Origin of the sequence: Amycolatopsis mediterranei (assembly GCF_026017845.1) — a bacterium.
GTDB lineage: Bacteria > Actinomycetota > Actinomycetes > Mycobacteriales > Pseudonocardiaceae > Amycolatopsis > Amycolatopsis mediterranei.
The window spans coordinates 5,293,879-5,317,530 of record NZ_CP100416.1; the positions used below are offsets into that span (position 1 = coordinate 5,293,879).

The 23,652-nt window shown below is 71.5% G+C and carries 21 protein-coding genes and 1 pseudogene; 14 read left to right on the top strand and 8 right to left on the bottom strand.

Annotation, left to right across the window (positions count from 1 at the left end; all coding sequences use genetic code 11):
* Nucleotides 1–39 precede the first annotated feature (39 nt).
* Entirely contained in the window at nucleotides 40–1,764 is a 1,725-nt protein-coding gene (locus ISP_RS23795; RefSeq protein WP_013226394.1) for a discoidin domain-containing protein, read from the top strand.
* Between the two features lie 6 nt (nucleotides 1,765–1,770).
* Here the strand turns inward: ISP_RS23795 and ISP_RS23800 are convergent, their stop codons facing one another.
* Nucleotides 1,771–2,121 (bottom strand): VOC family protein, encoded by a 351-nt coding sequence (locus tag ISP_RS23800; protein WP_013226395.1) that lies wholly within the window; start codon nucleotides 2,119–2,121, stop codon nucleotides 1,771–1,773.
* An 88-nt stretch (nucleotides 2,122–2,209) separates the two neighbouring features.
* On the opposite strand from ISP_RS23800, the gene ISP_RS23805 reads away from it, so the two are divergent.
* The 4 genes from ISP_RS23805 to ISP_RS23820 all read left to right on the top strand — a co-directional run bounded on the left by ISP_RS23805 (nucleotide 2,210) and on the right by ISP_RS23820 (nucleotide 5,395).
* Complete coding sequence (locus ISP_RS23805; RefSeq protein WP_013226396.1) at nucleotides 2,210–3,034, top strand: helix-turn-helix transcriptional regulator; 825 nt, start codon at nucleotides 2,210–2,212, stop codon at nucleotides 3,032–3,034.
* Nucleotides 3,035–3,257: 223 nt separating this feature from the next.
* Nucleotides 3,258–3,692, top strand: a complete 435-nt coding sequence (locus ISP_RS23810; RefSeq protein ID WP_013226397.1) for a hypothetical protein — start codon at nucleotides 3,258–3,260, stop codon at nucleotides 3,690–3,692.
* A gap of 32 nt (nucleotides 3,693–3,724) precedes the next feature.
* Nucleotides 3,725–4,303 (top strand): hypothetical protein, encoded by a 579-nt coding sequence (locus tag ISP_RS23815; protein ID WP_230468920.1) that lies wholly within the window; start codon nucleotides 3,725–3,727, stop codon nucleotides 4,301–4,303.
* 9 nt (nucleotides 4,304–4,312) lie between these two features.
* A complete protein-coding gene (locus ISP_RS23820; RefSeq protein ID WP_013226399.1) occupies nucleotides 4,313–5,395 on the top strand; it encodes a hypothetical protein in 1,083 nt (360 codons plus the stop codon).
* 55 nt (nucleotides 5,396–5,450) lie between these two features.
* On the opposite strand, the gene ISP_RS23825 is transcribed toward ISP_RS23820, so the two are convergent.
* Entirely contained in the window at nucleotides 5,451–5,963 is a 513-nt protein-coding gene (locus ISP_RS23825) for a 2'-5' RNA ligase family protein (RefSeq protein WP_230468921.1), read from the bottom strand.
* Between the two features lie 16 nt (nucleotides 5,964–5,979).
* Nucleotides 5,980–6,399, bottom strand: a complete 420-nt coding sequence (locus tag ISP_RS23830; protein WP_013226401.1) for a hypothetical protein — start codon at nucleotides 6,397–6,399, stop codon at nucleotides 5,980–5,982.
* 154 nt (nucleotides 6,400–6,553) lie between these two features.
* Between ISP_RS23830 and dinB the strand changes: the two genes are divergently transcribed.
* A complete protein-coding gene (gene dinB, locus ISP_RS23835; RefSeq protein WP_013226402.1) occupies nucleotides 6,554–7,744 on the top strand; it encodes a DNA polymerase IV in 1,191 nt (396 codons plus the stop codon).
* A 9-nt stretch (nucleotides 7,745–7,753) separates the two neighbouring features.
* Here dinB and ISP_RS23840 read toward each other — a convergent pair whose 3' ends face one another.
* Entirely contained in the window at nucleotides 7,754–8,635 is an 882-nt protein-coding gene (locus tag ISP_RS23840; protein ID WP_071831472.1) for a class I SAM-dependent methyltransferase, read from the bottom strand.
* 217 nt (nucleotides 8,636–8,852) lie between these two features.
* Here ISP_RS23840 and ISP_RS23845 point away from each other — a divergent pair, with 217 nt between their 5' ends.
* From ISP_RS23845 to fdhD, 3 genes and pseudogenes are all read left to right on the top strand, one after another.
* Nucleotides 8,853–9,263 (top strand): histone-like nucleoid-structuring protein Lsr2, encoded by a 411-nt coding sequence (locus tag ISP_RS23845; RefSeq protein WP_013226404.1) that lies wholly within the window; start codon nucleotides 8,853–8,855, stop codon nucleotides 9,261–9,263.
* Nucleotides 9,264–9,853: 590 nt separating this feature from the next.
* Complete coding sequence (locus ISP_RS23850) at nucleotides 9,854–11,152, top strand: OFA family MFS transporter (protein WP_013226405.1); 1,299 nt, start codon at nucleotides 9,854–9,856, stop codon at nucleotides 11,150–11,152.
* Between the two features lies 1 nt (nucleotide 11,153).
* Nucleotides 11,154–11,987, top strand: a pseudogene (gene fdhD, locus ISP_RS23855) (formate dehydrogenase accessory sulfurtransferase FdhD).
* On the opposite strand, the gene ISP_RS23860 reads toward fdhD, so the two are convergent.
* Genes ISP_RS23860 through sucC form a run of 3 tightly spaced genes read right to left on the bottom strand, consistent with a single transcriptional unit; the run spans nucleotide 11,975 to nucleotide 14,871 of the window.
* Nucleotides 11,975–12,841 (bottom strand): LysR family transcriptional regulator, encoded by an 867-nt coding sequence (locus ISP_RS23860; protein WP_014467135.1) that lies wholly within the window; start codon nucleotides 12,839–12,841, stop codon nucleotides 11,975–11,977. The pseudogene fdhD and the gene ISP_RS23860 overlap by 13 nt on opposite strands.
* The gene (gene sucD, locus ISP_RS23865; RefSeq protein ID WP_013226408.1) at nucleotides 12,841–13,725 is read right to left on the bottom strand and encodes a succinate--CoA ligase subunit alpha; all 885 of its coding nucleotides are present in this window, start codon (nucleotides 13,723–13,725) and stop codon (nucleotides 12,841–12,843) included. Before sucD ends, ISP_RS23860 begins: the two co-directional genes overlap by 1 nt.
* A gap of 3 nt (nucleotides 13,726–13,728) precedes the next feature.
* Nucleotides 13,729–14,871 carry an ADP-forming succinate--CoA ligase subunit beta gene (sucC, locus tag ISP_RS23870; RefSeq protein ID WP_013226409.1) on the bottom strand — a complete coding sequence of 381 codons (1,143 nt, stop codon included), beginning with the start codon at nucleotides 14,869–14,871 and terminating at the stop codon, nucleotides 13,729–13,731.
* 244 nt (nucleotides 14,872–15,115) lie between these two features.
* On the opposite strand from sucC, the gene ISP_RS23875 reads away from it, so the two are divergent.
* From ISP_RS23875 to ISP_RS23890, 4 genes are read left to right on the top strand one after another with little or no spacing between them, the layout of a single operon-like run.
* Nucleotides 15,116–16,852 (top strand): thiamine pyrophosphate-binding protein, encoded by a 1,737-nt coding sequence (locus tag ISP_RS23875; RefSeq protein ID WP_013226410.1) that lies wholly within the window; start codon nucleotides 15,116–15,118, stop codon nucleotides 16,850–16,852.
* Between the two features lie 11 nt (nucleotides 16,853–16,863).
* On the top strand, nucleotides 16,864–18,093 hold the full coding sequence (frc, locus tag ISP_RS23880) for a formyl-CoA transferase (RefSeq protein ID WP_013226411.1): 1,230 nt from the start codon (nucleotides 16,864–16,866) through the stop codon (nucleotides 18,091–18,093).
* Nucleotide 18,094: 1 nt separating this feature from the next.
* Nucleotides 18,095–20,221 carry an acetate--CoA ligase family protein gene (locus ISP_RS23885; protein ID WP_013226412.1) on the top strand — a complete coding sequence of 709 codons (2,127 nt, stop codon included), beginning with the start codon at nucleotides 18,095–18,097 and terminating at the stop codon, nucleotides 20,219–20,221.
* Nucleotides 20,222–20,253: 32 nt separating this feature from the next.
* The gene (locus ISP_RS23890) at nucleotides 20,254–21,630 is read left to right on the top strand and encodes an OFA family MFS transporter (RefSeq protein ID WP_013226413.1); all 1,377 of its coding nucleotides are present in this window, start codon (nucleotides 20,254–20,256) and stop codon (nucleotides 21,628–21,630) included.
* A 30-nt stretch (nucleotides 21,631–21,660) separates the two neighbouring features.
* Here ISP_RS23890 and ISP_RS23895 read toward each other — a convergent pair whose 3' ends face one another.
* Nucleotides 21,661–22,398, bottom strand: coding sequence for a GntR family transcriptional regulator (locus ISP_RS23895; RefSeq protein ID WP_013226414.1), 738 nt, complete (start codon nucleotides 22,396–22,398; stop codon nucleotides 21,661–21,663).
* Nucleotides 22,399–22,651: 253 nt separating this feature from the next.
* Between ISP_RS23895 and ISP_RS23900 the strand changes: the two genes are divergently transcribed.
* Nucleotides 22,652–23,641, top strand: coding sequence for a 2-dehydropantoate 2-reductase (locus ISP_RS23900; protein WP_013226415.1), 990 nt, complete (start codon nucleotides 22,652–22,654; stop codon nucleotides 23,639–23,641).
* The last annotated feature ends 11 nt before the right edge of the window (nucleotides 23,642–23,652 follow it).

Below are 23,652 nucleotides of genomic sequence, written 5' to 3' on the forward strand. Positions count from 1 at the left end.
GCTCTCCGAGTGCCGTTCCCCTGTCGTACGGGAGTCATCGTGGACCGACCGTCGCTCCTCCGCGCCGTCCCGGCGCTGGTGGCCCTGCTGGTGCTGGGCCTGCTCGCTGCCCCCTTCCCGGCGCACGCCGCCACGCTGCTTTCCCAGGGCAGACCCGCGACCGCGTCGAGCAGCGAGGGCGCGGGCACGCCGGCGTCGGCGGCCGTCGACGGTGACCCCGGCACCCGCTGGGCGAGCGCCTGGAGCGACCCGCAGTGGCTTCAGGTCGATCTCGGCGCTCCCGCCGACATCAGCCAGGTCATGCTGAACTGGGAAGCCGCCTACGCGACGGCCTACGAAATCCAGGTCTCGGCCGACGCCGCGAGTTGGCAGACTGTGTACAGCACGACCACCGCGGCCGGCGGGATCCAAAACCTCGCCGTCACCGGGCACGGCCGGTATGTGCGCCTCTACGGCACCCATCGCGTCGGCGGCTACGGCTACTCGCTGTGGGAGTTCCAGGTGAGCGGAACGCCGGGGACGCAGGGCGGCGCCGGCGTCACCCGGGTGACCGGCTCGCAGGGGAACTGGCAGCTCACGGTCGACGGGATACCGTGGACCGTCAAGGGACTCACCTGGGGCCCGCCGGTCGGCGAAGCGGCCGCGCGGATGCCCGAACTGCACGCGATCGGCGTCAACACCGTCCGCACCTGGGGGACCGACGGCACCACCCAGCCCCTGCTGGACGCCGCCGCGGCCAACGGCATCAAGGTGAGCAGCGGATTCTGGTTGCAGCCCGGGGGTGGCCCGGGCAGCGGCGGCTGCGTCGACTACACAACGGATACCGCATACAAGAACACGATGCTCGCCGAGATCCAAAAATGGGTTACCGCATACAAAACACACCCCGGCGTGCTGCTGTGGAACGTGGGCAACGAGTCGATCCTCGGGATGCAGAACTGCTACTCCGGCACGCAGCTGGAGCAGAACCGGATCGCCTACACGCGCTTCGTCGATCAAGCGGCGCAGGCGATCCACGCCATCGACGCGAACCACCCGGTCACCTCGACCGACGCCTGGACCGGCGCGTGGCCGTACTACAAGGCGTACGCACCGAACCTCGATCTCTACGCGGTCAACTCCTACGCCCACGTCTGCCAGGTGAAGCAGGACTGGCTGGCGGGCGGCTACACGAAGCCGTACGTCATCACCGAGACCGGCCCGGCCGGCGAGTGGGAGGTGCCGAACGACGTGAACGGCGTGCCCACCGAACCGACCGACCAGCAGAAGCGCGACGGTTACGGCAATGCCTGGAACTGCGTGCTGGCCCACCCCGGAGTGGCCCTCGGCGCGACGCTCTTCCACTACGGCACCGAGGGCGACTTCGGCGGGGTCTGGTTCAACATCACCACGGGCAACGAGAAGCGGCTCTCCTGGTACGCCGTCCGGCGGCTCTACAGTGGACAGACGGGTGGCAACACCCCGCCGGTGATCGCGTCGATGGACCTCAGCCGCGCCACCGGCGTCCCGGCCGGCGGCACCTTCACGGTGACGGCCGGAGTGTCCGATCCGGACGGTGATCCGATCACCTACACGATGGGGTACAACAGCAAGTACCTCAACAACGCGTCGGGCCTGATCCCGGCCCCGTTCACCGGGAACGGGACGTTCACCGTCACCGCGCCGCAGCAGCCGGGTGTCTGGAAGCTCTACCTCTACGCCCGTGACGGTCACGGCAACGTCGGCATCGAGACGCGCTCGCTGCGCGTGACCGCCACGCGGTGACGGCCGTCAGCCCTCGGCGAGGCAGAAGAGGTGCCCTTCGGGATCCTGCAGGACGGTCCAGTCGCCGCCGCCCGGCTGGAAGTCCGGCTTGATGGCGCCCAGCGTCAGGAATTCTTCGACGGCGCCGGCGAGATCGCCGACCCGCAGGTCGAAGTGGGCGTGCTTGGCGGCGTCCGGCCAGGCGGGGCCGCGGTAGCCCGCGACGCGCTGGAAGCCGAGGCCGACCGGGCCGCCGCCGAGCTGGACGGTGTCGTCGTCGGTGGAGGTGACTTCCCAGCCGAGTGCCTTGGCGTAGAAGGCGGCGAGCGCGGCCGGGTCGGCGCAGTCGAGGACGACGGTGGTGAGTTCTGCGGGCACGGATGGCTCCTTTTCGTCGTGCTTTCGTCGGGTGGGAGCCTGCCCGCCGTTCCCGGGTGCGGTCTTGAAGATCCTTGCGGGCCGGAAAGTGTCGGACCCCCGGCGTACCGTCCGGCTCGTGCTCGAAGCATTCGAAGTCGTGGCCCGCCCCGGGTATTCGGTGAGCGTGGTCCGGTGCGCCGACGACCACACCGGCTGGTCGGCGGCGGAGGTGCCGGCCGGCCACCGGGTGGTGCTGGTGCGCCGGGGCCGGTTCCGCAGGCGGGTCCGCGGCGTGATCGCGGACGCCGACCCGACGGCGGCCTACCTGGCCGGACCCGGCGACGAAGAGTGCTTCGCGCACCCGGCGGGCGGAGACGTCTGCACGTCGGTGGAGTTCGGCGCGCCATTGTGGCGCCGCCTCGCGGGCGACCGGGCGGGGCCGTCGACGGTGTACGTCGACGCCGCACTCGAACTCGCCCACCGGCGCGTGGTCGCCTCGGCGGCCGACCCGGACTACGCGCTGGCGGAACAGCTGCTGGCGCTGGTGGGCGGCGCGATCACGCAGGCGGCGCGGGCCCCGACACCGGCGTCGCCGGGTCGTGGCGACGATCGCGCGGTGGTGGCCCGGGCCCGGGAAGCGATCGTGGCGGACGCCCCGGCCGCGGCCGGGCTGTTCCCGCTGGCGGAGGCGCTGGGGGTGTCGCCGTACCGGTTGAGCCGCGCTTTTCCGCGCGAGCTGGGCGTTTCGCTGACGCGCTACCGCAACCGCGTCCGGGTCGGCCGAGCCCTCGAGCGGCTGGAGGCGGGGGAGCGGGAGCTGGCCGTGCTGGCGGCGGACCTCGGCTTCGCCGACCAAGCTCACCTGACCCGAACGGTCCGCGAACACGCCGGAGTCCCACCGGGAGCAGTGCGGCGCCTGCTGGCGCGGTGAGGTGAGCGGTGCGAGGAGGGGCGGCGCAGACGGCGGGGCTAGGCGCGTGGTCACCCCCAGTGGCCACGTGAGTCACCCGTGGGCCGCTGCGCCACCCCGGGCCGGTGTCACGTTTCCGAAACACCGGACGTGAGTATCGTAGTCTTTCCGGCACGGGATGTGTCAAGTTTTCGGAACAGCTACGCTGTTGGGTGTCACGTTTCATGGCTGCGGGTGGTGTGTGGTGAGCGAAGAGCGCAGTTTCGCCGAACGGCTGGCGCACCTGATCGCGACCGTGCACCCGCCGGACCGCAAGCCGTACTCCTACCGGGAGATCGCGCACGGCGTCGCCGAGCAGACCGGGGTCACGATGTCGGCGACCCACGTCCAGCAGCTGGCCGTCGGTGCGCGCAAGGACCCGAAGCGCTCGCACATCCAGGCGCTCGCCCAGTTCTTCGGCGTCCCGGTGACGTACTTCTTCGACGACGAGGTCGCCGGGCAGGTCGACCAGCAGGTCGAAGACGTTGTGGCGTGGCGGGACAGCGAAGCGCGGAACCTGGCGCAGCGAGCCATGCGGCTCTCGCCGCGCGACCGCGAAACCGTGACCGCGCTGCTGGATCAGCTGAGCAGCTACGACGACACCCGGGGCCGCGCCGGGCGGCGGCGGAAGCCGGAGTGAGCCCGGGCGGCTCGGCTACGATGACCTCGTCCGTGTTCGCGCCCCGGTGCACCCGGCTGGCGCCCGGTCACCAGGGAGGACCCATCGACGAGCGCGGCCTGCCGGCCCTCCGCGACCGGGCACGTGAGCGCGTGCGGACGGTGCTCGCCGCTGTCCCGCTCCCGCGGCCGTGGTCGATGAACGCCTGGGTCGACGGCCTCGAAGCGTGGCGGGGGCGCGAGATCGACCTCGTCCCGATCGCCTACCGGCCCGGTCAGCCGTCCGGTGCGTGGCAGGCTCGCCCGGGCTACGACCTGATCGCCTACACCGAGCGGACGTCGGCGCTGCACCAGGACCACATCATCGCCCACGAGCTGGCCCACATGCTGTGCGTGCACACCGGGACCTGCCTGATGTCGGAGGCCGAGGCCGCCGAACTCGCCCCGGACCTGGCGCCGCGGGCGTTGTCGCACCTGCTCACCCGCGTCACGACCGGGACCGACGAGTACGAGGCCGAGCTGATCGCCGTCCTGCTGCTGAGCGCGGCGACGAGCGAGCCGCCCGCCGTTCAGCCGGGCGCGTCCGGCCGAGCGGCGGACCAGGCTAGGCGGCTGGCGGCCCTCCTGGGATAGTCGCGTCCCGTGATCGACATACTGTTCGTCGGAGTGGGGCTCTTCGCCCTGTTCGCCGGAATCTGGAGAGTGGCCCGCGCGCGGCGCACCGGCGCGGGCGCGGGCCTGGCCGTCTCGCTGATCGCGCTGGGCGCGGCGTTCTGCTTCCTGTCGAACCGGGCGCAGCAGTTCGAAAGTGAGCTCTACCCGAGCCTTGGCCGGCTGCTGTCGAACCTGGCGACGATGGTCGCGGCGTACGGCATCGGCCTGACGGTCGCGGAGATCAGCGGCACCCGCGACCGCGGCCGCCGCACCCGGCTGGTCGCGCTCGGCGTGGCGCTGACCGTGCTGGTGGTGACGTTCTTCAGCACCTCGGGGCTGCCGCGCGGCATCGGCCTGTTCGACGAGCTGTACCGCACGCACCCGACGCTGGTCGTCTACGTCTTCACCTACACGGTGTACCTGGGCTTCGCGGTGCTCGACATCGGCTTCGTGGCGGCGGTGACGATCCGCGCGAGCGGGGGCGCGCTGCGTGCGGGTCTCGCGTTGTTGCTGCTGGCGTCGGGCTTCGCGGTGGCGTACCTGGGGGGCAAGGTGGTCGCGACGATCCGCGCCCTGCAAGCCGAGCACCCGGTCAAGGCGTTGTGCCGCGGGCCGTTCTCGACGCTGCCGTGCGCGCTGGACGTCGGGTTCCCGGCGGTGTCGGTGCTGCTGATCGTCCTGGGCCTGACGATCCCGGCGGTCCCGGGCCTGGCGGCTGCGCGCCGCGACGCGCGGACGCTCCGCCTGCTCCGGCCCCTGCGCGTCCACCTGACGCGGCGATTCCCGGAGATCACCCGCCTCGATCCGGCGGGGTCGTCCCGCCGCGAGCGCCTGCTGACGGCGATGAGCGAGACCAACGACGGCTTGATCCTGGCGGGCGCGACCCCGGACCTGCCGCCGGCTACGGCGGCGAGGCTGGTGCGCGACCTGCCGGACGAGCCGGCCGAGACGGAGCCGCCGCCCACCGCGGCGACGGAACCGTTCGCCGCGGACGTGGCCCGGCTGCGCGCGATTGCCCGCGCCTACCGGAACCTGGAGGGAACACCGGCGCCCGACGTCGCCGGCCGGTGACCGGCAGCGGGGCGGGTCACTTCACCAAGGCATCGACCACGCGATTGCCGTCGCGTCACTCGCCGAACGGGGCCTCCAGCCGCGGCTCCCAGCCGCGGTCCGTGAGTGCCACCAGCTGCAGCGCCTCCGCACGATCGGCCAGCGGCAGCAGTGGCCGCACTTCCCCGGCCACGCGCTCGAGAGCGTCGTCCGGACCACCCATCGCGACCGTCAGGTGCGCGGCCGGGCGCGGACCGAACCGCCCCCCGTACGGCAGAACCTCCGGCCACCGGGCACAAACGGCATCGGTGATCGCCTGGAGAGCAGGAGCCGCGAGAGCCACGAACCCCGGCGTCACCACCAGCTCCGTCAACCGGACTTCCGGCGGGGACACGGTGGCCGCCAAGGCGCGGACGTCGGCCAAGACCTCGTCGGTGAGCGACGCGTCCGGCAAGAACGGGTACAGCGCCGTCACGTGGGCAGGCAGGCCTGGCCGGACCAGAGCGGGATCGACCCGCCGGGCGGCGGCCAGCGCCGGCTCGGCGGCGGGCAGCAGGATCAGCAACGCGGTGGTTCCGGGAGCGGGCACCCCCGCATCATGGCAGTCAGGCGACGGCGATCTCCGGGAACCGCCCGGACCGGGCCAGCGCGAGGCTCCGCCGGCACAGCTCCACCAGCTCCTGGTTGGCCCGGCTGCGCGGGATCGCTCCGCACAGCCCGCACCGGATGGTGACCTCGCCCGCCAGTTCGTCCACCGCGACCAGGGCCTGGTGGTCACAGCGGCGGCACCACCGGTACCCGATGGCCGGGTTCGTGTGCACCGGTGACGCCACGCAGTCGTGCAGCCAGCGGTGGTGCGTCCGGCACGTCACGCGGTCGGTCGGATCCAGGCCGCCGGCGTCCTCCACGCGGTCTTCGTGCGCCAGCGTCGCCGCCAGCAGTGGCTGCCGCGGTGCCGCCGGCCGGTCCTGCGGGTTCGGCGCGGCCCACGCGTGGTGGTCGCCGCATCGGCACTTCTCGGTCATGTCGCCCCCAGTGGTCGGGTGGTTCGTCGGTTCGAGTGTGAGCTGGGCAACAGCGCGCGGACAACCGGAAAAACGCGCACTTCGACCGGCGGCACGTCACCCGCGGTAGGCGGATGAGCGGACTTCGGCGCACGGGTATGCGAACATATGTTCTATGACCGCCGAGGGGCCCATCCTGCACGCCGACCTCGACTCGTTCTACGCGTCGGTCGAACAGCGCGACGACCCGGCGCTGAAGGGGCGCCCGGTGATCGTCGGCGGCGGGGTCGTGCTCGCCGCGAGTTACGAGGCCAAGGCCTACGGCGTGCGCACCGCGATGGGGGGCGCGCAGGCTCGCCGGCTGTGCCCGCACGCGGTCGTCGTGCGCCCCCGGATGTCGGCCTACCTCGCCGCCAGCCGGGCGGTCTTCGAGGTCTTCCACGACACCACGCCGTGGGTGGAAGGCATCTCGATCGACGAAGCGTTCCTGGACGTCGGGGGGCTGGCCAGGATCGGCGGGCGGCCGAGCCACGTCGCCGAACGGCTGCGCACCGCCGTCGCCGAGCGGGCGGGGCTGCCGATCACCGTCGGGGTGGCGCGGACGAAGTTCCTCGCCAAGGTGGCCAGCCGCGTCGCCAAGCCCGACGGCCTGCTCGTCGTCCCGCACGACGGCGAGCTGGAGTTCCTGCACCCGCTGCCGGTGTCGGCGCTCTGGGGCGTCGGCAAGGTCACCGCCGAGAAGCTGCGGGCGCGCGGCATCACGACCGTCGGCCAGCTGGCCGCGTCCGAGCACGTGGACCTCGTCGGCCTGCTCGGCCGGGCCGCCGGCTCACACCTGCACGACCTGGCGCACAACGACGACCCGCGCCGCGTCGAGATCGGTACCCGGCGGCGCTCGATCGGCGCCCAGCGGGCCCTCGGGCGCGGCAGGCGGACCCCGGCCGAGCTCGACATCGTGCTGGTCGCGCTGATCGACCGGATCGCCCGCCGGCTGCGCGCCGCCCGCCGCGTCTGCCGGACGGTGACGATCCGCCTGCGCTTCGCCGACTTCTCCCGCGCCACCCGCTCGCACACGCTGACCGACCCGACCGCCGGCACCGGCGTGCTGCTGGAAGCGGCGCGGGAGCTGCTCGTCGCCGCGCTGCCGCTGATCGCCGACCGCGGGATCACCCTGCTGGGTGCGGCGCTGTCGAACCTGGCCGACGAAAACCCGTTCCAGCCGGCCCTGCCGTTCGAACGGCAGCGGGCGACCGAGCTCGACACCGCGCTGGACGCCGTGCGGGACCGGTTCGGCAAGGCCGCGGTCACCCGCGCGGTGCTGCTCGGCCGGCCGGACGACCTCGAAGTGCCGATGCTGCCCGACTGAGGTTCCCGGTCAGCCGGGCCGGCGCGGAATGCGCGCGTGCGCCAGTGCGGAAAGCGCGGCGGGCCGCAGGGCGTCGGTGCGGCGCCACAGCCGCGCGGCGACGCTCTGCCGTTGCCCGGCCTGTTCGACGACGTCGAAACCCGCTTCGCGCAAGAGCTCGGACAGCGCCGCGGGGGAGAGGAACGTACGCCACGGCTCGCCCTGCCCGGCGGCCACCGGCCCGACGGCGTCGGCGTACCCGTTCCCGGCCGCGTCGCGCAGTTCCGCCGGCAGCAGGTGATCGGCCACGATTTCCGATCCCGGCGCGAATCCGCCGAGCTCCCGCAATGTCGCGGCAATCGCCGTGCGCGTCAGGTAGACGGTGACACCGAGCCAGCTGACGAACACGGGGCGAACCGGGTCCAGTCCACTCTGGACGAGCCGTTCCCGCAGCGGTTCGGCTTCGAAGTCGACCGGGACGAAGGTGACCGAAGCCGGTTCGGCGATGCCGGCGCCGGCCAGCAGTTCCCGTTTGGCCGACTGAGTCGCCGGGTGGTCGACCTCGAACACCCGGAATCGTCGCGACGTGGTCCGGTACGCGAACGAATCGAGCCCGGCGCCGAGAATCGCATACTGGTCTATACCGGAATTGCCGCGCATCAGGCGCGCTTCGGCGAACCGGCTCCGGCACACCGCTTCGGCGCGGGCGCCGGCCAGGATCGGATGGGTACCGTGGAGCCGGTGGTAGGCCAGGAGTTCCTCGGCGCGGTCGCCGAGCAGGCGTGCCGCGAGGGTATCGGAGAAGATGAGCGGCTCGGTGTCGACCAGCAAATGTGCCGCTCGCGCGGCGGCGGCCGTGAAGGCGGTGTGGCTGACGCGAGGAGCATTAGCGGGAAAACCGGCGGGTTTCATGCCGCCACGGTACCGATTCGATTTCGAGCATATCACAAAATTGAATCTTCTACAAGACGACGAGCATTTCGGCTCCGTTGCGGTCACTCTGGACGCGGGCGAGCCGCTCGCCCGAGCGGCCATTGTGGACGCTTCAGGGTGTCGCGCGTGCCGGGCATGATTCGACAGGTTAGGGTCAGTCCGACCGTGTTCTGGAGAAGATGAGGAACGACGAATCATGGCGCAACGGGTGCAGGTCCAGATGGTGGACGACCTCGACGGCAGCGAGGCTTCGCAGACCGTCCCCTTCAGCCTCGACGGGGTGACGTACGAGATCGACCTGTCCGAGGAGAACGCGTCCGCGCTGCGGGACGAACTGGGTCGCTACGTCGCCGCTGCGCGGCGCATCGGCGGCCGCAAGGTCCGCCTCGCGACCGGCCAGTCGCTGTCCGGCCCGTCCGGCGCGGGCACCGACCGCGAGCGCAACCGGCAGATCCGCGAGTGGGCGCAGGCGAACGGCTACGAGGTCGCCGAGCGCGGCCGCCTGTCCAGCGAGATCATCGCCGGCTTCGAGGCCGACCAGGCCGCGGCGGCCGAGCCCGCCGAAGCGAAGCCGGCGCGCAAGCGAGCGACCCGCAAGAAGTCTTGAAAGCCGTGCCCGTGCCGGCGAAGCCGCCCCGGTAGGCGCAGCTTCGCCGGCCGGCCGCTTGAGCGTGCTCAGGTGGCGTTCGGTGTTCCCTTCGTGCCTCGCTGTCACGCACCCGGTTCGATGTGGACCGCGACGCCGGTTCCCGGCGCCGCCAAACGGGCATACCGCCGTCCGGTGGGCGGCGAAAGCTTGTCGAGAAGCGGCTTCGATGGCCAGACTGTCAGTGCTCCGCGCGGCCGGTACCGCGGCGGAGCACCGGTCCGGTGGTCGCCTCCTCCCTCGATGGCCACCGGGCCGCCTCCTCTTTGCGGCGTGAAAGCGTGTCGCCGGCTGTCGGTCCGCCTCCTGGTTGTGGCCTGAGGGGTTGCGCCGCCTGGGCGCCTGGCCGCTCTTCCTGCGGCGTGAGAGTCGCTTCGCCCGGCCGGTGCCCCGTGTCTCCCTGGGTCGGAGCCGTCTCGTTTCGCGGTATGTCGCCCGCTCGGCCATCCAGGCCCCGCTCGCACTCTCCGCTAGACATCCGCCACTCAAGCGCGCACACTCAGACTACTGCATACTGCATACAATCGTCAGTCTGGCAGGAGGTGGTCGACGTGGCCGAGGTGCGTGAGCTGCGGGACGTCTACGGACGGCGGTACCGCGTCGGCGAGACCGACCGGGAACTGCTCGGCCGGCCACGGGCGTGGATCACCGGGCTCGCCGCGGCGGCCATGCTCGCCGCCGGGGTGCAGCAGTACGGCTTCGGCGCGATCGTGCCGTCGCTGAGCCGGACCCCCGGCTGGACGTTCGGCGGAATCGCGCTCTCCCTCGCGGTGTGGGCCGTCTGCCAGGCCGGGGCCGCGTTCCCGGTGGCGTGGCTCCGCGACCGCGGCCTGCTCCCGGCCCGCGTGGCGATGGCGGCCGGCGCGGTCCTGTGCGCCGCCGGGCTCGTGACGCTCGGCCACGCGACCAGCCTGTCCGCCGTGTTCCTCGGCTACTCCGTGCTCGGCGGCCTCGGCACCGGTCTGGTGTACGCCACGTGCGTCGGCGCGGTGCTTGCCTGGTTCCCGGACGGCACCGGCCCCCGCGCCGGCCTCGTGAGCGGGGCGTTCGCCTTCGGCAGCGTTCCCTTCGTCGTGCTCGCCGCCGCCCTGCCGGCCGCTCGGCAGACGCTCTTGGACGTCACCGCCGCCGTCGTGCTCGTCGTCATCGGCGGGTGCGCCGCGCTGCTGCGGTACCCGCCGCGGCACTGGTGGCCCGGCACGCCCGAACCCCGCGCGTGGGCGCTCGACCCGGCGCACAATCGGCGCCCCGCGGTCCGGCACTACCGGCCGGCGGAACTGTTCCGGTGCGGGACGACGCTGTCGCTGTACCTCGTCGTCGTGCTCGCGGCCGCCGTCCTGCTGTTCGACCTGGCCTACCTGGCGACGTTCACCGCCGCGCGCAGCGGGCCCGGGCTTGCCGCGGCCGCGCTGGCGTTGCTCGCCGCGGCGACCGGCAGCGGCCGTGTCCTCATCGGACGGTTCGCCGACCGGCTCGGCCGGCACCGGATCCTGCGGTTCGCTCTGCTCGCGGGCGGGGTCGCCCAGTTCGTGCTGTTCTACTCCGGTGACCACCGGCACGCCGTCGGCCTGCTGCTGGGCGTCGCGCTCGCCGGCCTCGGCAACGGCTGCTGCTACACGCTGCTCGTCGGCCTGGTGCGCGAGTACTTCGGCGAGGAGTCCGCGGCGCAGAACTTCGGGATCCTCTACAGCGCCAAGGCCGTCGGTGCCGTGGTGGGGATCGGACTGGCCACGCTCGTCGTGACCGAGCAGGGGTTCGTCGCGGCCGGCGTGCTGAGCCTGGCCGCGGCGGTGCTGTCCGGGCGGCTGACCCAGCCGGGCCGGCCCAAGTCGCTGCTGCCGGTGGCCTGACGTGGGGCGGATGACCAGCAGGCGGCGGGTCCTGCGCGTCCACGACGGCGGGCACAGCACGCGGCCGGACACGCTGACCGTCGAATAACCCTTGGAGATCCGGGTCGCCGGGAAGCCGCTGACGATCACGATGCGGACGCCCGGCGACGACTTCGACCTCGCCGCCGGCTTCCTGGTCGGCGAAGGCGTGGTCCGCGCGGCGGCCGACATCCGGTCGATCCGCTACTGCGCCGGCGCCCAGGTCGACGGCGGCAACACCTATAACGTCCTCGACGTCGTGCTCGCCGACGGCGTCGCCCCGCCGGACGCCTCGCTGGAGCGCAATTTCTACACGACGTCCTCGTGCGGCCTGTGCGGCAAGGCGAGCCTGGACGCCGTGCGCACGACGGTCACCTGGCCGGTCGCCGGCGACCCGTTCGCGACCGACCCGGCGACCTTGGCCGGGCTGCCGGACGAACTCCGTGCGGCGCAACGGGTCTTCGACCGCACCGGCGGCCTCCACGCGGCGGGCTTGTTCGACGCCGACGGGAAGCTGCGGTGCCTGCGCGAGGATGTCGGCCGGCACAACGCGGTGGACAAGGTCGTCGGCTCGGCGACCCGGGAGGGCGCGCTCCCGCTGTCCGGGACCGCGCTGATGGTGAGCGGGCGGGCGTCGTTCGAACTGGTGCAGAAGGCGGCGATGGCCGGGATCCCGCTGCTGGCCGCGGTGTCGGCGCCATCGTCGCTGGCGGTGGACCTGGCCGCCGAGCTGGGCCTGACGCTCGTCGGGTTCCTGCGCGGGACGTCGATGAACGTCTACACGCGACCGGACCGCCTGGGTCTTCAGCCGAGCTGAGCCACGACGGCCGCGACGGCGGGGCCGGCCTCGGCCCGGTGCACGGCGGCGAGCTGCCACGGAACGGGGCGCTCGAACCGCCGCACGGTGAGGTCGGGAAACCGCGCGGCGGCGGAGGCGGGCAGGAGGCAGGCGGCGAGCCCGGCCCGCACGAGCCCGGCGGCCACGGCGAGATCATCGACTTCCAGCGAGCCCGGCCGCCGGGGAAAGGCACGGTCGACGGCGTCGCGGATCGCCCAGCCCACCGGGAAGTCCACCAGGGACAGTCCGGAGACATCGGCGGGGACCGAGCTCGAGCCGCCGGGCGCGGTGACGACGACCAGCTCGTCGGCGGCCAGCCGGGTGGTAACCGGTTCGGCGGGTGGCGCGGAGTTGTGGCGTGCCCGGACAGCGTCGGCCGAAGGCTCGGGGCGGCCGCCGCCGGGAGCCAGCGTCAACGCCACATCCACAGTGGACTCGGCCAGCTCGCAGCGCACCTGCTCCGGCGGCAGCTGGCGGACCTCCAGCGTCAGGCCCGGGTGCGTGTGCCGCAGCCGGGACAGTGTCCGGTGCAGGTCCGCCAGCAAGCCCGGGCACACCCCGAGCCGGACCCGGCCGGTCAGCGGGGACACCGCCGCGCGGGCTCGCTCGGCCGCATCGAGGGCCGCCCGTGCGGCCGGGACGAACGCCTCGCCCGCCGGGGTCAGGACCACCCGGTGCGTCGTGCGGTGGAACAGCGGGGTGCCCAGGTCCCGCTCCAGCGCCCGGACCACCGTGGACACCGTCGACTGAACCGTCCGCAGGCGCTGCGCGGCCGCCGTGAAGCCGCCCTCCTCGGCGACCGCCACCACCACCGCCAGCTGGCGCAGCTCCATCACCGGGCGAGGACCTCGCGCGCCAGCGCCGCCGTCTCGCTCGGCGTGCGCCCGACCCGGATTCCCGCTGCCTCCAACGCTTCCTTCTTCGCCGCGGCCGTTCCCGCCGATCCCGACACGATCGCGCCCGCGTGGCCCATCGTCTTGCCTTCCGGGGCCGTGAAGCCCGCCACGTACCCGACGACCGGCTTCGACACGTTGGCGCGCACGAATTCCGCGGCCCGCTCCTCGGCGTCGCCGCCGATCTCGCCGATCAGCACGATCAGGTCGGTCTCCGGGTCCTTTTCGAACGCCTCGACCGCGTCGATGTGCGTGGTGCCGATGATCGGGTCGCCGCCGATGCCCACGCAGGTCGAGAACCCGATGTCGCGCAGCTCGTGCATGAGCTGGTAGGTCAGCGTGCCGGACTTCGACACCAGGCCGATCCGGCCCGGCCCGGTGATGTCGGCCGGGATGATCCCGGCGTTCGAGCGGCCGGGGGAGATGATGCCCGGGCAGTTCGGGCCGATGATCCGGGTCCGCCCGCCGGCCGCGACGGCGTGCGCCCACAGCCGCGCGCTGTCGTGCACCGGGACGCCTTCGGCGATCACCACCGCGAGCCCGATCCCGGCGTCCACCGCTTCGATCACGGCGTCGGCCACGAACGGCGGCGGCACGAACAGCACGCAGACGTCCGCGCCGGTGGCCGCCGTCGAGTCCGCGACGCTGCCGAACACCGGCAGCGAACGACCGGAAAGCTCCACCTGCTGCCCGGCCTTGCGGGGGTTGACGCCGCCGACGACGTTCGTCCCGGCGGCCAGCATCCGCCGGGTGTGCTTCGCCCCTTCGGAGCCGGTGATGCCCGAAACGACGATCCGGCTGTTCTCGTCCAGGAAGATGGCCACGACTCAGCCCTCCGCGATCGCGAGCTTCGCCGCCTCGCGGGCGGCATCGTCCATGGTGGCCACCACGGTGACCAGGGGATGGGCGGCTTCGGCGAGGATCCGCCTGCCTTCGGTGACGTTGTTCCCGTCGAGCCGGACCACCAGCGGCTTGGTGGCCCGCGAACCCAGGACCTCCACTGACCGCACGATCCCGGTCGCCACGGCGTCGCACGCGGTGATGCCGCCGAAGACGTTGACGAACACGCTGCGCACCTGCGGGTCGCCGAGGATCACGGTCAGCCCGTCGACCATCACCTGCGCCGACGCCCCGCCGCCGATGTCGAGGAAGTTCGCCGGCCCCCGCGCGCCCGCTTCGGCCGCGGCCGCCACCACGTCCAAAGTGGACATCACCAGCCCGGCGCCGTTGCCGATCACGCCGATGTCGCCGTCGAGCTTGACGTAGTTGAGGCCCTTCGCCCGGGCCTCGCGCTCCAGCGGATCACCGTCCGAAGTGTCGTCAAAGGCCGAAGAACGGCGGAACGCGGCATTGTCGTCCAGGGTGATCTTGCCGTCCAGCGCGACGATTCCGGTCGCCGTGAGCGCCAGCGGGTTGACCTCGACGAGCGTGCAGTCCTCGGCGGCGAACACCTCCCACAGCTTCTCGACGACCCCCGCGACTTCGGCGCGGACATCGGCGGGGAACGCGGCCGCGACAGCCGTCGCGTCGATCCCGGCCAGCGGATCCACCGGCACCCGGACCAAGGCGTCGGGCCGGGTCGCCGCGACTTCCTCGATGTCCATCCCGCCTTCGGCCGACGCCATGGCGAGGAACGTGCGCCCGGCCCGGTCGAGCAGGAAGGAGAGGTAGTACTCGTCCGCGATCTCGCTCGCCTCGGTGACCAGGACGCGGTGCACGCGGTGGCCCTTGATGTCCATGCCGAGGATGTCGTCGGCGGCCTGCTCGGCGTCGTCGGCCGTGTGCACCACGCGGACGCCGCCCGCCTTGCCGCGCCCGCCCGTCTTCACCTGGGCCTTGATCACCACCGGGGCGCCGAGGGCGACCGCGGCGGCCCGAGCCGCGGCCGGATCGGCGGCGACCCGGCCGCGGGGGACCGGTACGCCGTGCTTTTCGAAGAGCTCGCGGGCTTCGTGTTCGAACAGGTCCATGGGGAGCGTCCTTTCCGCGACGGGGCCGGGCGAAGGGCGTGGAGCGGTGGTCCGCGGGGGCCGGTTCCGAGTCCGGAAAAACCCTGCGGATGGCCCTGGACAGAGGCTGCGTGAAGAGTGACTATATGCCTACCCCATACGGTATGCAATCTACAGTCTGCCGCGAAGGGGTCGCTGACCTCGGAGAAGGCGGCACGCACCGCCGGACAAGAGAGATCCGGCGGCGGAGCAGAGGAGTTGAGCCATGGCGCTGACCACGACCGGCACCACCGCGGGGGAGAGTGCCGCAGCGACGAACGGCGCCGAGCCCCCGCCCGCCGGCATATCCGGCGGCCACCTGGTGGCCAAGGCGCTGAAGGCCGAGGGGGTCGACACGATCTTCACCCTGTGCGGCGGCCACATCATCGACATCTACGACGGCTGCGTCGACGAAGGCATCGAGGTCATCGACGTCCGCCACGAACAGGTCGCGGCGCACGCGGCCGACGGCTACGCGCGGATCACCGGCAAGCCCGGCTGCGCGGTGGTCACCGCCGGGCCGGGTACCACCGACGCCGTCACCGGGATCGCGAACGCGCTGCGCGCCGAGAGCCCGATGCTGCTGATCGGCGGCCAGGGCGCGCTGACCCAGCACAAGATGGGGTCCCTGCAGGACCTCCCGCACGTGGACATGATGACGCCGATCACCAAGTTCGCCGCCACCGTGCCGCACACCGCCCGCGTGGCCGACCTCGTGAGCATGGCCTTCCGCGAGGCCTACGCCGGCGCGCCGGGACCGTCCTTCCTGGAGATCCCGCGTGACGTCCTGGACGCGCGGGTCCCGCTGGAGCAGGCACGCATCCCCGAAGCCGGCCGCTACCGGGCGTCGACGAAGAACGCGGGTGACCCCGCGGACGTCGAGAAGCTTGCCGACCTGCTCGTCCACGCCAAGAAGCCGGCCATCCTGCTCGGCAGCCAGGTCTGGACCACCCGGGCGACCGGCCCGGCGACCGAGCTCGTCCGGACGCTGAACATCCCGGCGTACATGAACGGCGCCGGCCGCGGCACGCTGCCGCCGGGCGACCCGCACCACTTCCAGCTTTCGCGCCGGTACGCCTTCGACAACGCCGACGTCATCGTCATCGTCGGCACCCCGTTCGACTTCCGGATGGGCTACGGCAAGCGGCTGTCGAAGGACGCCGCCGTCGTCCAGATCGACCTCGACTACCGCACGGTCGGCAAGAACCGCGACATCGACCTCGGCATCGTCGGCGACGCCGGCCAGGTCCTCGCCGCCGTCGCCGAGGCCGCTTCCGGCCGCACCGACAACGGCGCCGTCGGCCGCAAGGCCTGGCTCGAAGAACTCCAGGCCGTGGAAGAAAAGGCAAAGCAGAAGCGGCTGCCGCTGCAGCACTCCGACGCGCGCCCGATCCACCCGTACCGGCTGGTCCACGAGATCAACGAGTTCCTCACCGAGGACTCGATCTACATCGGCGACGGTGGTGACATCGTCACCTTCTCCGGCCAGGTCGTCCAGCCGAAGTCGCCCGGCCACTGGATGGACCCCGGTCCACTCGGGACACTCGGCGTCGGCATCCCGTTCGTCCTGGCCGCCAAGCACGCCCGCCCGGACGCCGACGTCGTCGCCCTCTTCGGCGACGGCGCCTTCAGCCTCACCGGCTGGGACTTCGAGACACTCGTCCGGTTCGACCTGCCGTTCGTCGGGATCGTCGGCAACAACTCCTCGATGAACCAGATCCGCTACGGCCAGGCCTCGAAGTACGGCCTGCCGCGTGAGCGTGTCGGCAACACCCTCGGCGACGTCCGCTACGACGAGTTCGCGCGGATGCTCGGCGGCCACGGCGAGGAGGTCCGCGATCCGGCCGACATCGGGCCGGCGCTGCTGCGGGCCCGGGAGTCCGGCAAGCCGTCGCTGATCAACGTCTGGGTCGATCCCGACGTCTACGCCCCCGGAACCATGAACCAGACCATGTACAAGTGAGCGGAGGCCCCATGGGTAAGGCACTGGAGGGCGTCCGCGTCCTCGACATGACGCACGTGCAGTCCGGTCCGTCGTCGACGCAGCTGCTCGCCTGGCTCGGCGCGGACGTGATCAAGCTGGAAACCCCCGGCCGCGGCGACATCACCCGCGGGCAGCTGCGCGACCTGCCCGGGGTCGACAGTCTCTACTTCACGATGCTGAACGCCAACAAGCGCAGCATCACGCTCAACATGAAGAGCGACGGGGGCAAGGAAATCTTCGAGAAGCTCGTGTCCGGAGTGGACATCCTGGTGGAGAACTTCGGCCCCGGGGTCGTCGACCGGTTCGGCTACCCGTGGGAAAAGCTGGCCGCCCTCAACCCGAGGCTGGTCTACGCCTCGATCAAAGGGTTCGGCCCCGGCCGCTACGCCGACTTCAAGGCGTACGAAGTGGTCGCGCAGGCCATGGGCGGCGCGATGAGCACCACCGGGTTCGAGGACGGGCCGCCGACCGCGACCGGCGCGCAGATCGGCGACTCCGGCACCGGCATCCACCTGGTGGCCGCGATTCTCGCCGCGCTCTACCAGCGGACTTCGACGGGCCGCGGCCAGCGCGTCCAGGTCGCCATGCAGGACGCCGTGCTCAACCTGTGCCGGGTCAAGCTGCGTGACCAGCAGCGGCTGGCCCACGGCCCGCTGGGGGAGTACCCGAACGACCAGTTCGGCGACGAAGTCCCGCGCTCGGGCAACGCCTCCGGCGGTGGCCAGCCCGGCTGGGCGGTCAGGTGCGCGCCCGGCGGGCCGAACGACTACATCTACGTGATCGTCCAGCCGCCCGGCTGGGCGCCGCTCGCCCGGTTGATCGGCAGAGCGGAGCTGGCCGACGACCCGGCGTGGGCCACCCCCGAGGTCCGGCTGTCCAAACTGGACAAGATGTTCGCGCTCGTCGAGGAGTGGACCGAGAAGCACACGAAGTGGGAAGTGATGGAGAAGCTGAACGCCTGCAACATCCCTTGTGGACCGATCCTGTCCACGAAGGAATTGATCGAGGACGAGACTCTCGCCGAGCTCGGCTCGGTCGTCGAGGTCCCGCACCCCGAGCGTGGCACCTTCAAGACCGTCGGCTGCCCGCTCAAGCTGTCCGACTCGCCGGTGGAGATCGAACGGCCGCCGCTGCTCGGCGAACACAACGACGAGGTGCTGGCCGAACTCGGCTACGGTGAGGCGGACCTCGACAAGTTCCGCGCGGCGGGGGTGATCTGACGTGCCGGATCGCGCGACGGTCGAGAAGATCCTCGCCCAGGCGGCGGCCGAAGGCCGGTCGTCGCTGACCGCGCCCGAGGGGCGTGCGGTCTGCGAGGCCTACGGTATCCCGACGCCGGCCGAGCGGCTGGCCGCGACGGCCGAAGAGGCCGTGGCCCACGCCGGAGACATCGGGCTGCCGGTGGTGCTCAAGATCGTCTCGCCCGACATCCTGCACAAGACCGAGGCCGGCGGGGTGCTCGTCGGGCTGAAGGACACCGAAGCGGTGAAGGCGGGCTTCGAGAAGATCGTCGAGAACGCGAAGGCATATGACGCCGACGCGCGGATCCTCGGCGTCCAGGTGCAGCGGATGCTCACCGAGGGCCACGAGGTGATCATCGGCTCGGTCACCGACCCGACGTTCGGCAAGATCGTCGCGTTCGGCCTCGGCGGCATCCTGGTCGAGGTGCTCAAGGACGTCACGTTCCGGCTCGCGCCGACGAGCACGGCGGAAGCGCTGTCGATGATCGACGGTATCCAGTCGGCCGAAATCCTGCGCGGAGTCCGCGGCTCGGCTCCCGTCGACCGTGCCGCGCTCGCCGCGGTGATCACCGGGCTCGGGCAGCTGGTGGCCGACTTCCCGCAGCTGTCCGAGGTGGACCTCAACCCGGTGCTCGCCACGGCGAGCGGGGCCACCGCGGTCGACGTCCGGATCCTGGTCGACCCGGACGCGGCCAAGGAGCCGCACCGGTTCACCCAGGAGGAGATCCTCGCCTCCATGAACCGGATCATGAAACCGGCCTCGGTGGCCGTCATCGGCGCGTCGGCCGAAGCCGGGAAGATCGGCAACTCGGTGCTGAAGAACCTGGTCAACGGCGGGTACGCGGGGGAAATCCACCCGATCAACCCCAAGGCCGCCGAGATCCTCGACCGCAAGGCCTACGCGAGCATCACCGACGTGCCGGGCGACGTCGACGTCGCGGTGTTCGCCATCCCGGCGAAGTTCGTCCCCGCGGCGCTCGAGGAAGCCGGCGAGAAGGGCGTGGCCGGCGCGATCCTCATCCCGTCCGGCTTCGGCGAGACCGGCAACATCGCCCTGCAGGACGAGGTCGTCGCGATCGCCCGCAAGCACGGCGTCCGCATCCTCGGGCCGAACATCTACGGCTACTACTACACGCCGGAAAACCTGTCGGCGACATTCTGTACACCGTATGACGTCAAGGGCGGTGTCGCCCTGTCCTCGCAGAGCGGCGGCATCGGGATGGCGATCCTCGGCTTCAGCCGGTCGGCGAAGATGGGCGTCTCCTCGATCGTCGGCGTCGGCAACAAGGCCGACCTCGACGAAGACGACCTGCTCACCTTCTGCGAGCAGGACGACAACACCGAGCTCATCGCGATGCACCTCGAGGACCTCAAGGACGGCCGGGCGTTCGCGGAGACGGCCAAGCGGGTGTCGCAGCGGAAGCCGGTCGTGGTGCTCAAGGCCGGCCGGACGTCCCAGGGCGCCAGGGCGGCGAGCTCGCACACCGGTGCGCTCGCCGGCAACGACAAGGTCTACGACGACATCCTGCGCCAGAGCGGGGTGATCCGGGCGCCCGGGCTGAACGACATGCTCGAATACGCCCGCGGCATCCCGCTGCTGCCGACGCCGCAGGGCGAGAACGTCGTCATCATCACCGGCGCGGGCGGCTCGGGCGTGCTGCTCTCGGACGCCTGCGTCGACAACGGGCTCGACCTGATGGCGATCCCGCCTGACCTGGACGCGGCGTTCCGGCAGTTCATCCCGCCCTTCGGCGCGGCCGGCAACCCGGTGGACATCACCGGCGGCGAACCGCCTTCGACCTACCGCAACACGATCGCCCTCGGCCTCGAGGACGACCGCATCCACGCCCTGATCCTGGGCTACTGGCACACCATCGTCACGCCGCCGATGGTGTTCGCGGAACTGGTCGCCGAGGTGGTCGCGGAGTACCGCGCGAAGGGGATCCACAAGCCTGTTGTCGCGTCCCTGTCCGGTGACGTCGAAGTCGAGGAGGCGAGCGACTACTTGTACGACCGCGGCGTCGTCGCGTACCCGTACACGACCGAGAAGCCCGTGGCGGTGCTCGGCGCGAAGTACCGCTGGGCGCGGGCCGCTGGCCTGCTCTGAACCTGAGTCAACGGCGACGAAGGAGAACTCTCATGACCGCAGCCACGTACCAGGAGATAGTTGACGACAACGGAAGAGTTTACCGGGTAGGCGAATCCCCGCACGACATCATGGGGCGCTCGCGCAGCTGGATGGTCTGGCTGCCGTGGGTCGCGATGATGGCGGTCAGCGTGTTCGAGTACGGCTGGGGCGCCGTCGAGGGCACGCTGGAGGAGAAGTACGGCTGGACGCTGTCGGACGCGTTCTGGCTGGCCAGCATCTGGGCGGTGTTCCAGGCCGGTGTCGCCTTCCCGGCGGGCCGGCTCAGAGAGCGCAACGTCGTCTCGGCGAAGACGGCGATGCTGGCCGGTGCCGTGTGCAGCGGCATCGGTTACTTCACCATCGCGCACAGCGGGAACCTCACGCTGGCCTTCATCGGCTACTCGGTCCTCGGCGGCACCGGCGCCGGGCTCGTGTACGCGACCTGCATCAACATGGTCGGCAAGTGGTACCCGGAGAAGCGCGGCGCACGCACCGGGTTCGTGAACGGCGGCTTCGCCTACGGCTCGGTGCCGTTCATCTACCTGTTCAGCGCGTTCCTCGGGCACGAGAACGTCACCGGGGTGCTGGACGGCATCGGCCTGTACATGCTGATCGTCGTCGGCGTCTGCGGCTTCCTGTTCAAGGACCCGCCGAAGAGCTGGTGGCCGAAGGAGGTCGATCCGCTCACCTGGGCGAAGGGCAACGTCGGCGTGCAGACCCTGGCCAAGAACCCGCCCGCGGTCCGGCAGTTCACGCCGATGGAGGCGATCCGGACCGGGATGCTCCCGCTGATGTGGGTGTGCCTGGTGATCATCGGCGGGGTTTCGCTGTTCGGCATCAACTTCCAGGTCCCGTTCGCCAAGGAAAGCCACTTCGGCGCGTTCGTCGCGGCCTCGTCGGCCGGCGTGCTGGCGATCGTCAACGGCACCGGCCGCGCGGTCGTCGGCTGGGCGTCGGACAAGCTCGGCCGGCGCCGGACGCTGACGATCGTGCTGCTCATCGCCGCCGGCGCCCAGTTCGGCGTGCTGTACGCCGGGAACACGCACAATCTGGTGCTCTTCATGGTGTTCGCGTTCCTGACCGGCTTCGGCGGCGGGGCGTTCTACCCGCTGTTCGCCGCGCTGGTGCCGGACTACTTCGGCGAGAACAACAACGCGTCGAACTACGGCCTGGTCTACAGCGCAAAACTGGTCGGTGGCGTCGGCGGTGGCGGGCTCGCCGCGGGGGTCATCAGTGCGTGGGGCTACACAGGCGCGTACGTCCTGGCCGGGTGCATCGCGGTGCTTTCGGCGGTGCTGACGCTGTTCCTGCGCCAGCCGGGCCGGCCGCGCCACCAGCTCGCCGAAACCGAGCTGGTGACGCGGCCTTCCGCCGCTGCGGGCGGCTGATCCGGTAACCGCTCCCCGGTCCTGCGGTCATCAGGACCGGGGAGCCTCCGGACGTTCGTGGTAGGCCTGGCGGGTCCGTTCGGTGTGCTTGGCCATGATCTTCTCGGCGGCGCCGGCGTCCTGGGCGGCGATGGCCTGGATCAGCTCTTCGTGCTCGTTCCACGCGTCGCGCCCGCGGGGCCGGGCGATCGGCGTGTAGTACCAGCGGACCCGGCGGTCGACCAGGCCGATCAGCTCCGCCAGCACGGCGTTCCCCGACAGTTCGGTGATGAACCCGTGGAGGGCGGCGTTGGCCGCGACCAGACCTTCGGTGTCCTCTTTGGCGAGGGCCTTGAGCCCGACCTGCTGCAGTTCGTGCAGGCGGAAGACGTCGGCGGCGCTCGCCCGTTCGGCCGCGAGCTTCGCCGAGTGCGTCTCCAGCACGCTGCGGACGCTCAGCAGCTGGTCGGCCTCCTCGTCGGTGGGCAGGTGCACGAAGGCGCCCTGGGCGGGGCGGAGGTCGACCCAGCCTTCGCTCTGCAGCCGCTGCAGGGCCTCGCGGACCGGCTGCCTGCTCACACCCAGGTATTCGGCGAGGTCGGCCTCCACCAGGTGCTGCCCGGGCTCGAGGGTGCGGTTGATGATCAGTTCGGCGAGCGCTTCGTAGACGACCTGGCGCAGCGGCGCGGGCCGCTCGACGCGTTTGGCGGCGGTGGAGCTGAGCGAGCCCTTGGCCGTGCGGCGGCCGGTCGGGCCGCGGTCGGGCAGCGGGGAAGCGGGCTGGCTCACGGGACACCTCGAGTCGGAGAAGAAGCGGTGATCTGTCCCCAGGATACAGGTTTTGGTATGCAAAATCCCAGAACTCACCCGCCTGAGGCGGTTTCGGGCCGATGTGGATCAGTCGCGGACCCATGAGATGACCCATTGTGTCTGAATTGTCGCTTTGGGCTGCGCCGCGCGAGTGGTCGCAAGGCAAAGGCTGGCCTCGATTGTGGATCCAGGATACTGTATGCAATCACGCGCAGGACCAGGGAGGCACTTCATGAAGGTGGCTGTTCTCGGGGCCGGGGCGATCGGCGCCTACGTCGGGGCCGCGCTGCACCGCGGCGGGACCGAGGTGCACCTGATCGCCCGCCGGGCCCACCTCACGGCGATGCGCGAGCACGGCGTCCGCGTGCTGAGCCCCCGCGGTGACTTCACCGCCCGTCCGCACGTCACGGACGACCCCGCCGAGGTGGGCGAAGCCGACTTCGTGTTCCTCGGCCTGAAGGCCAACTCCTACGCTTCGTGCGGCGAGCTGCTCACGCCGCTGCTCGGCCCGGAGACGGCGATCGTGGCCGCGCAGAACGGCATCCCGTGGTGGTACTTCCACGGCCTGCGGGGGCATCCCCTCGAAGGGCGCCGGGTCGAGACCGTCGACCCCGGCGGCTCGGTGACCGCGGTGCTCGAGCTGGGGCGCGCGATCGGCTGCGTCGTCTACTGCTCGACCGTCATCGAGGAGCCGGGCGTGATCCGGCACCTGGAGGGCACCCGGTTCTCCCTCGGCGAGCCGGACGGCGAAATCTCCGCGCGCTGCAAGGTGCTCAGCGCGGCGATGATCGCCGGCGGGCTCAAGGCACCGGTCGAACCCGATCTGCGCAACGACATCTGGATCAAGCTGATGGGCAACGTCGCCTTCAACCCGCTCTCGGCGCTGACCCGGGCGACGATGGCCCAGATGTGCGAGCACGAGGACACCCGCGAGCTCGTCGCCACGATGATGACCGAGGCACTGGCCATCGCCCGCGCGGCCGGCGCCGACCCGGAGATCTCGGTCGAGAAGCGCATCGACGGCGCCTGGCGCGTCGGCCACCACAAGACGTCGATGCTGCAGGACCTGGAAGCGGGCAAGCCCCTCGAGATCGACGCGATCATCGGCGCGGTCGTCGAGCTGGCCGGCCTCACCGGCGTGGCCGCACCGGCCCTGCGGTACGTCCACGCCGCCGTTTCCCTGCTCGACCACACCAGCAAAGTCCCCGTCGGGTCGCACTGACCGGAGGTCAC

Coding starts and splice junctions, on each gene's coding strand:
- ISP_RS23900 (WP_013226415.1), top strand. CDS start 22,652: ATGAAGGTGGCTGTTCTCGGGGCCGGGGCGATCGGCGCCTACGTCGGG.
- ISP_RS23875 (WP_013226410.1), top strand. CDS start 15,116: ATGGCGCTGACCACGACCGGCACCACCGCGGGGGAGAGTGCCGCAGCG.
- frc (WP_013226411.1), top strand. CDS start 16,864: ATGGGTAAGGCACTGGAGGGCGTCCGCGTCCTCGACATGACGCACGTG.
- ISP_RS23890 (WP_013226413.1), top strand. CDS start 20,254: ATGACCGCAGCCACGTACCAGGAGATAGTTGACGACAACGGAAGAGTT.
- ISP_RS23845 (WP_013226404.1), top strand. CDS start 8,853: ATGGCGCAACGGGTGCAGGTCCAGATGGTGGACGACCTCGACGGCAGC.
- ISP_RS23830 (WP_013226401.1), bottom strand. CDS start 6,399: ATGACCGAGAAGTGCCGATGCGGCGACCACCACGCGTGGGCCGCGCCG.
- ISP_RS23860 (WP_014467135.1), bottom strand. CDS start 12,841: ATGGAGCTGCGCCAGCTGGCGGTGGTGGTGGCGGTCGCCGAGGAGGGC.
- sucC (WP_013226409.1), bottom strand. CDS start 14,871: ATGGACCTGTTCGAACACGAAGCCCGCGAGCTCTTCGAAAAGCACGGC.
- ISP_RS23840 (WP_071831472.1), bottom strand. CDS start 8,635: ATGAAACCCGCCGGTTTTCCCGCTAATGCTCCTCGCGTCAGCCACACC.
- dinB (WP_013226402.1), top strand. CDS start 6,554: ATGACCGCCGAGGGGCCCATCCTGCACGCCGACCTCGACTCGTTCTAC.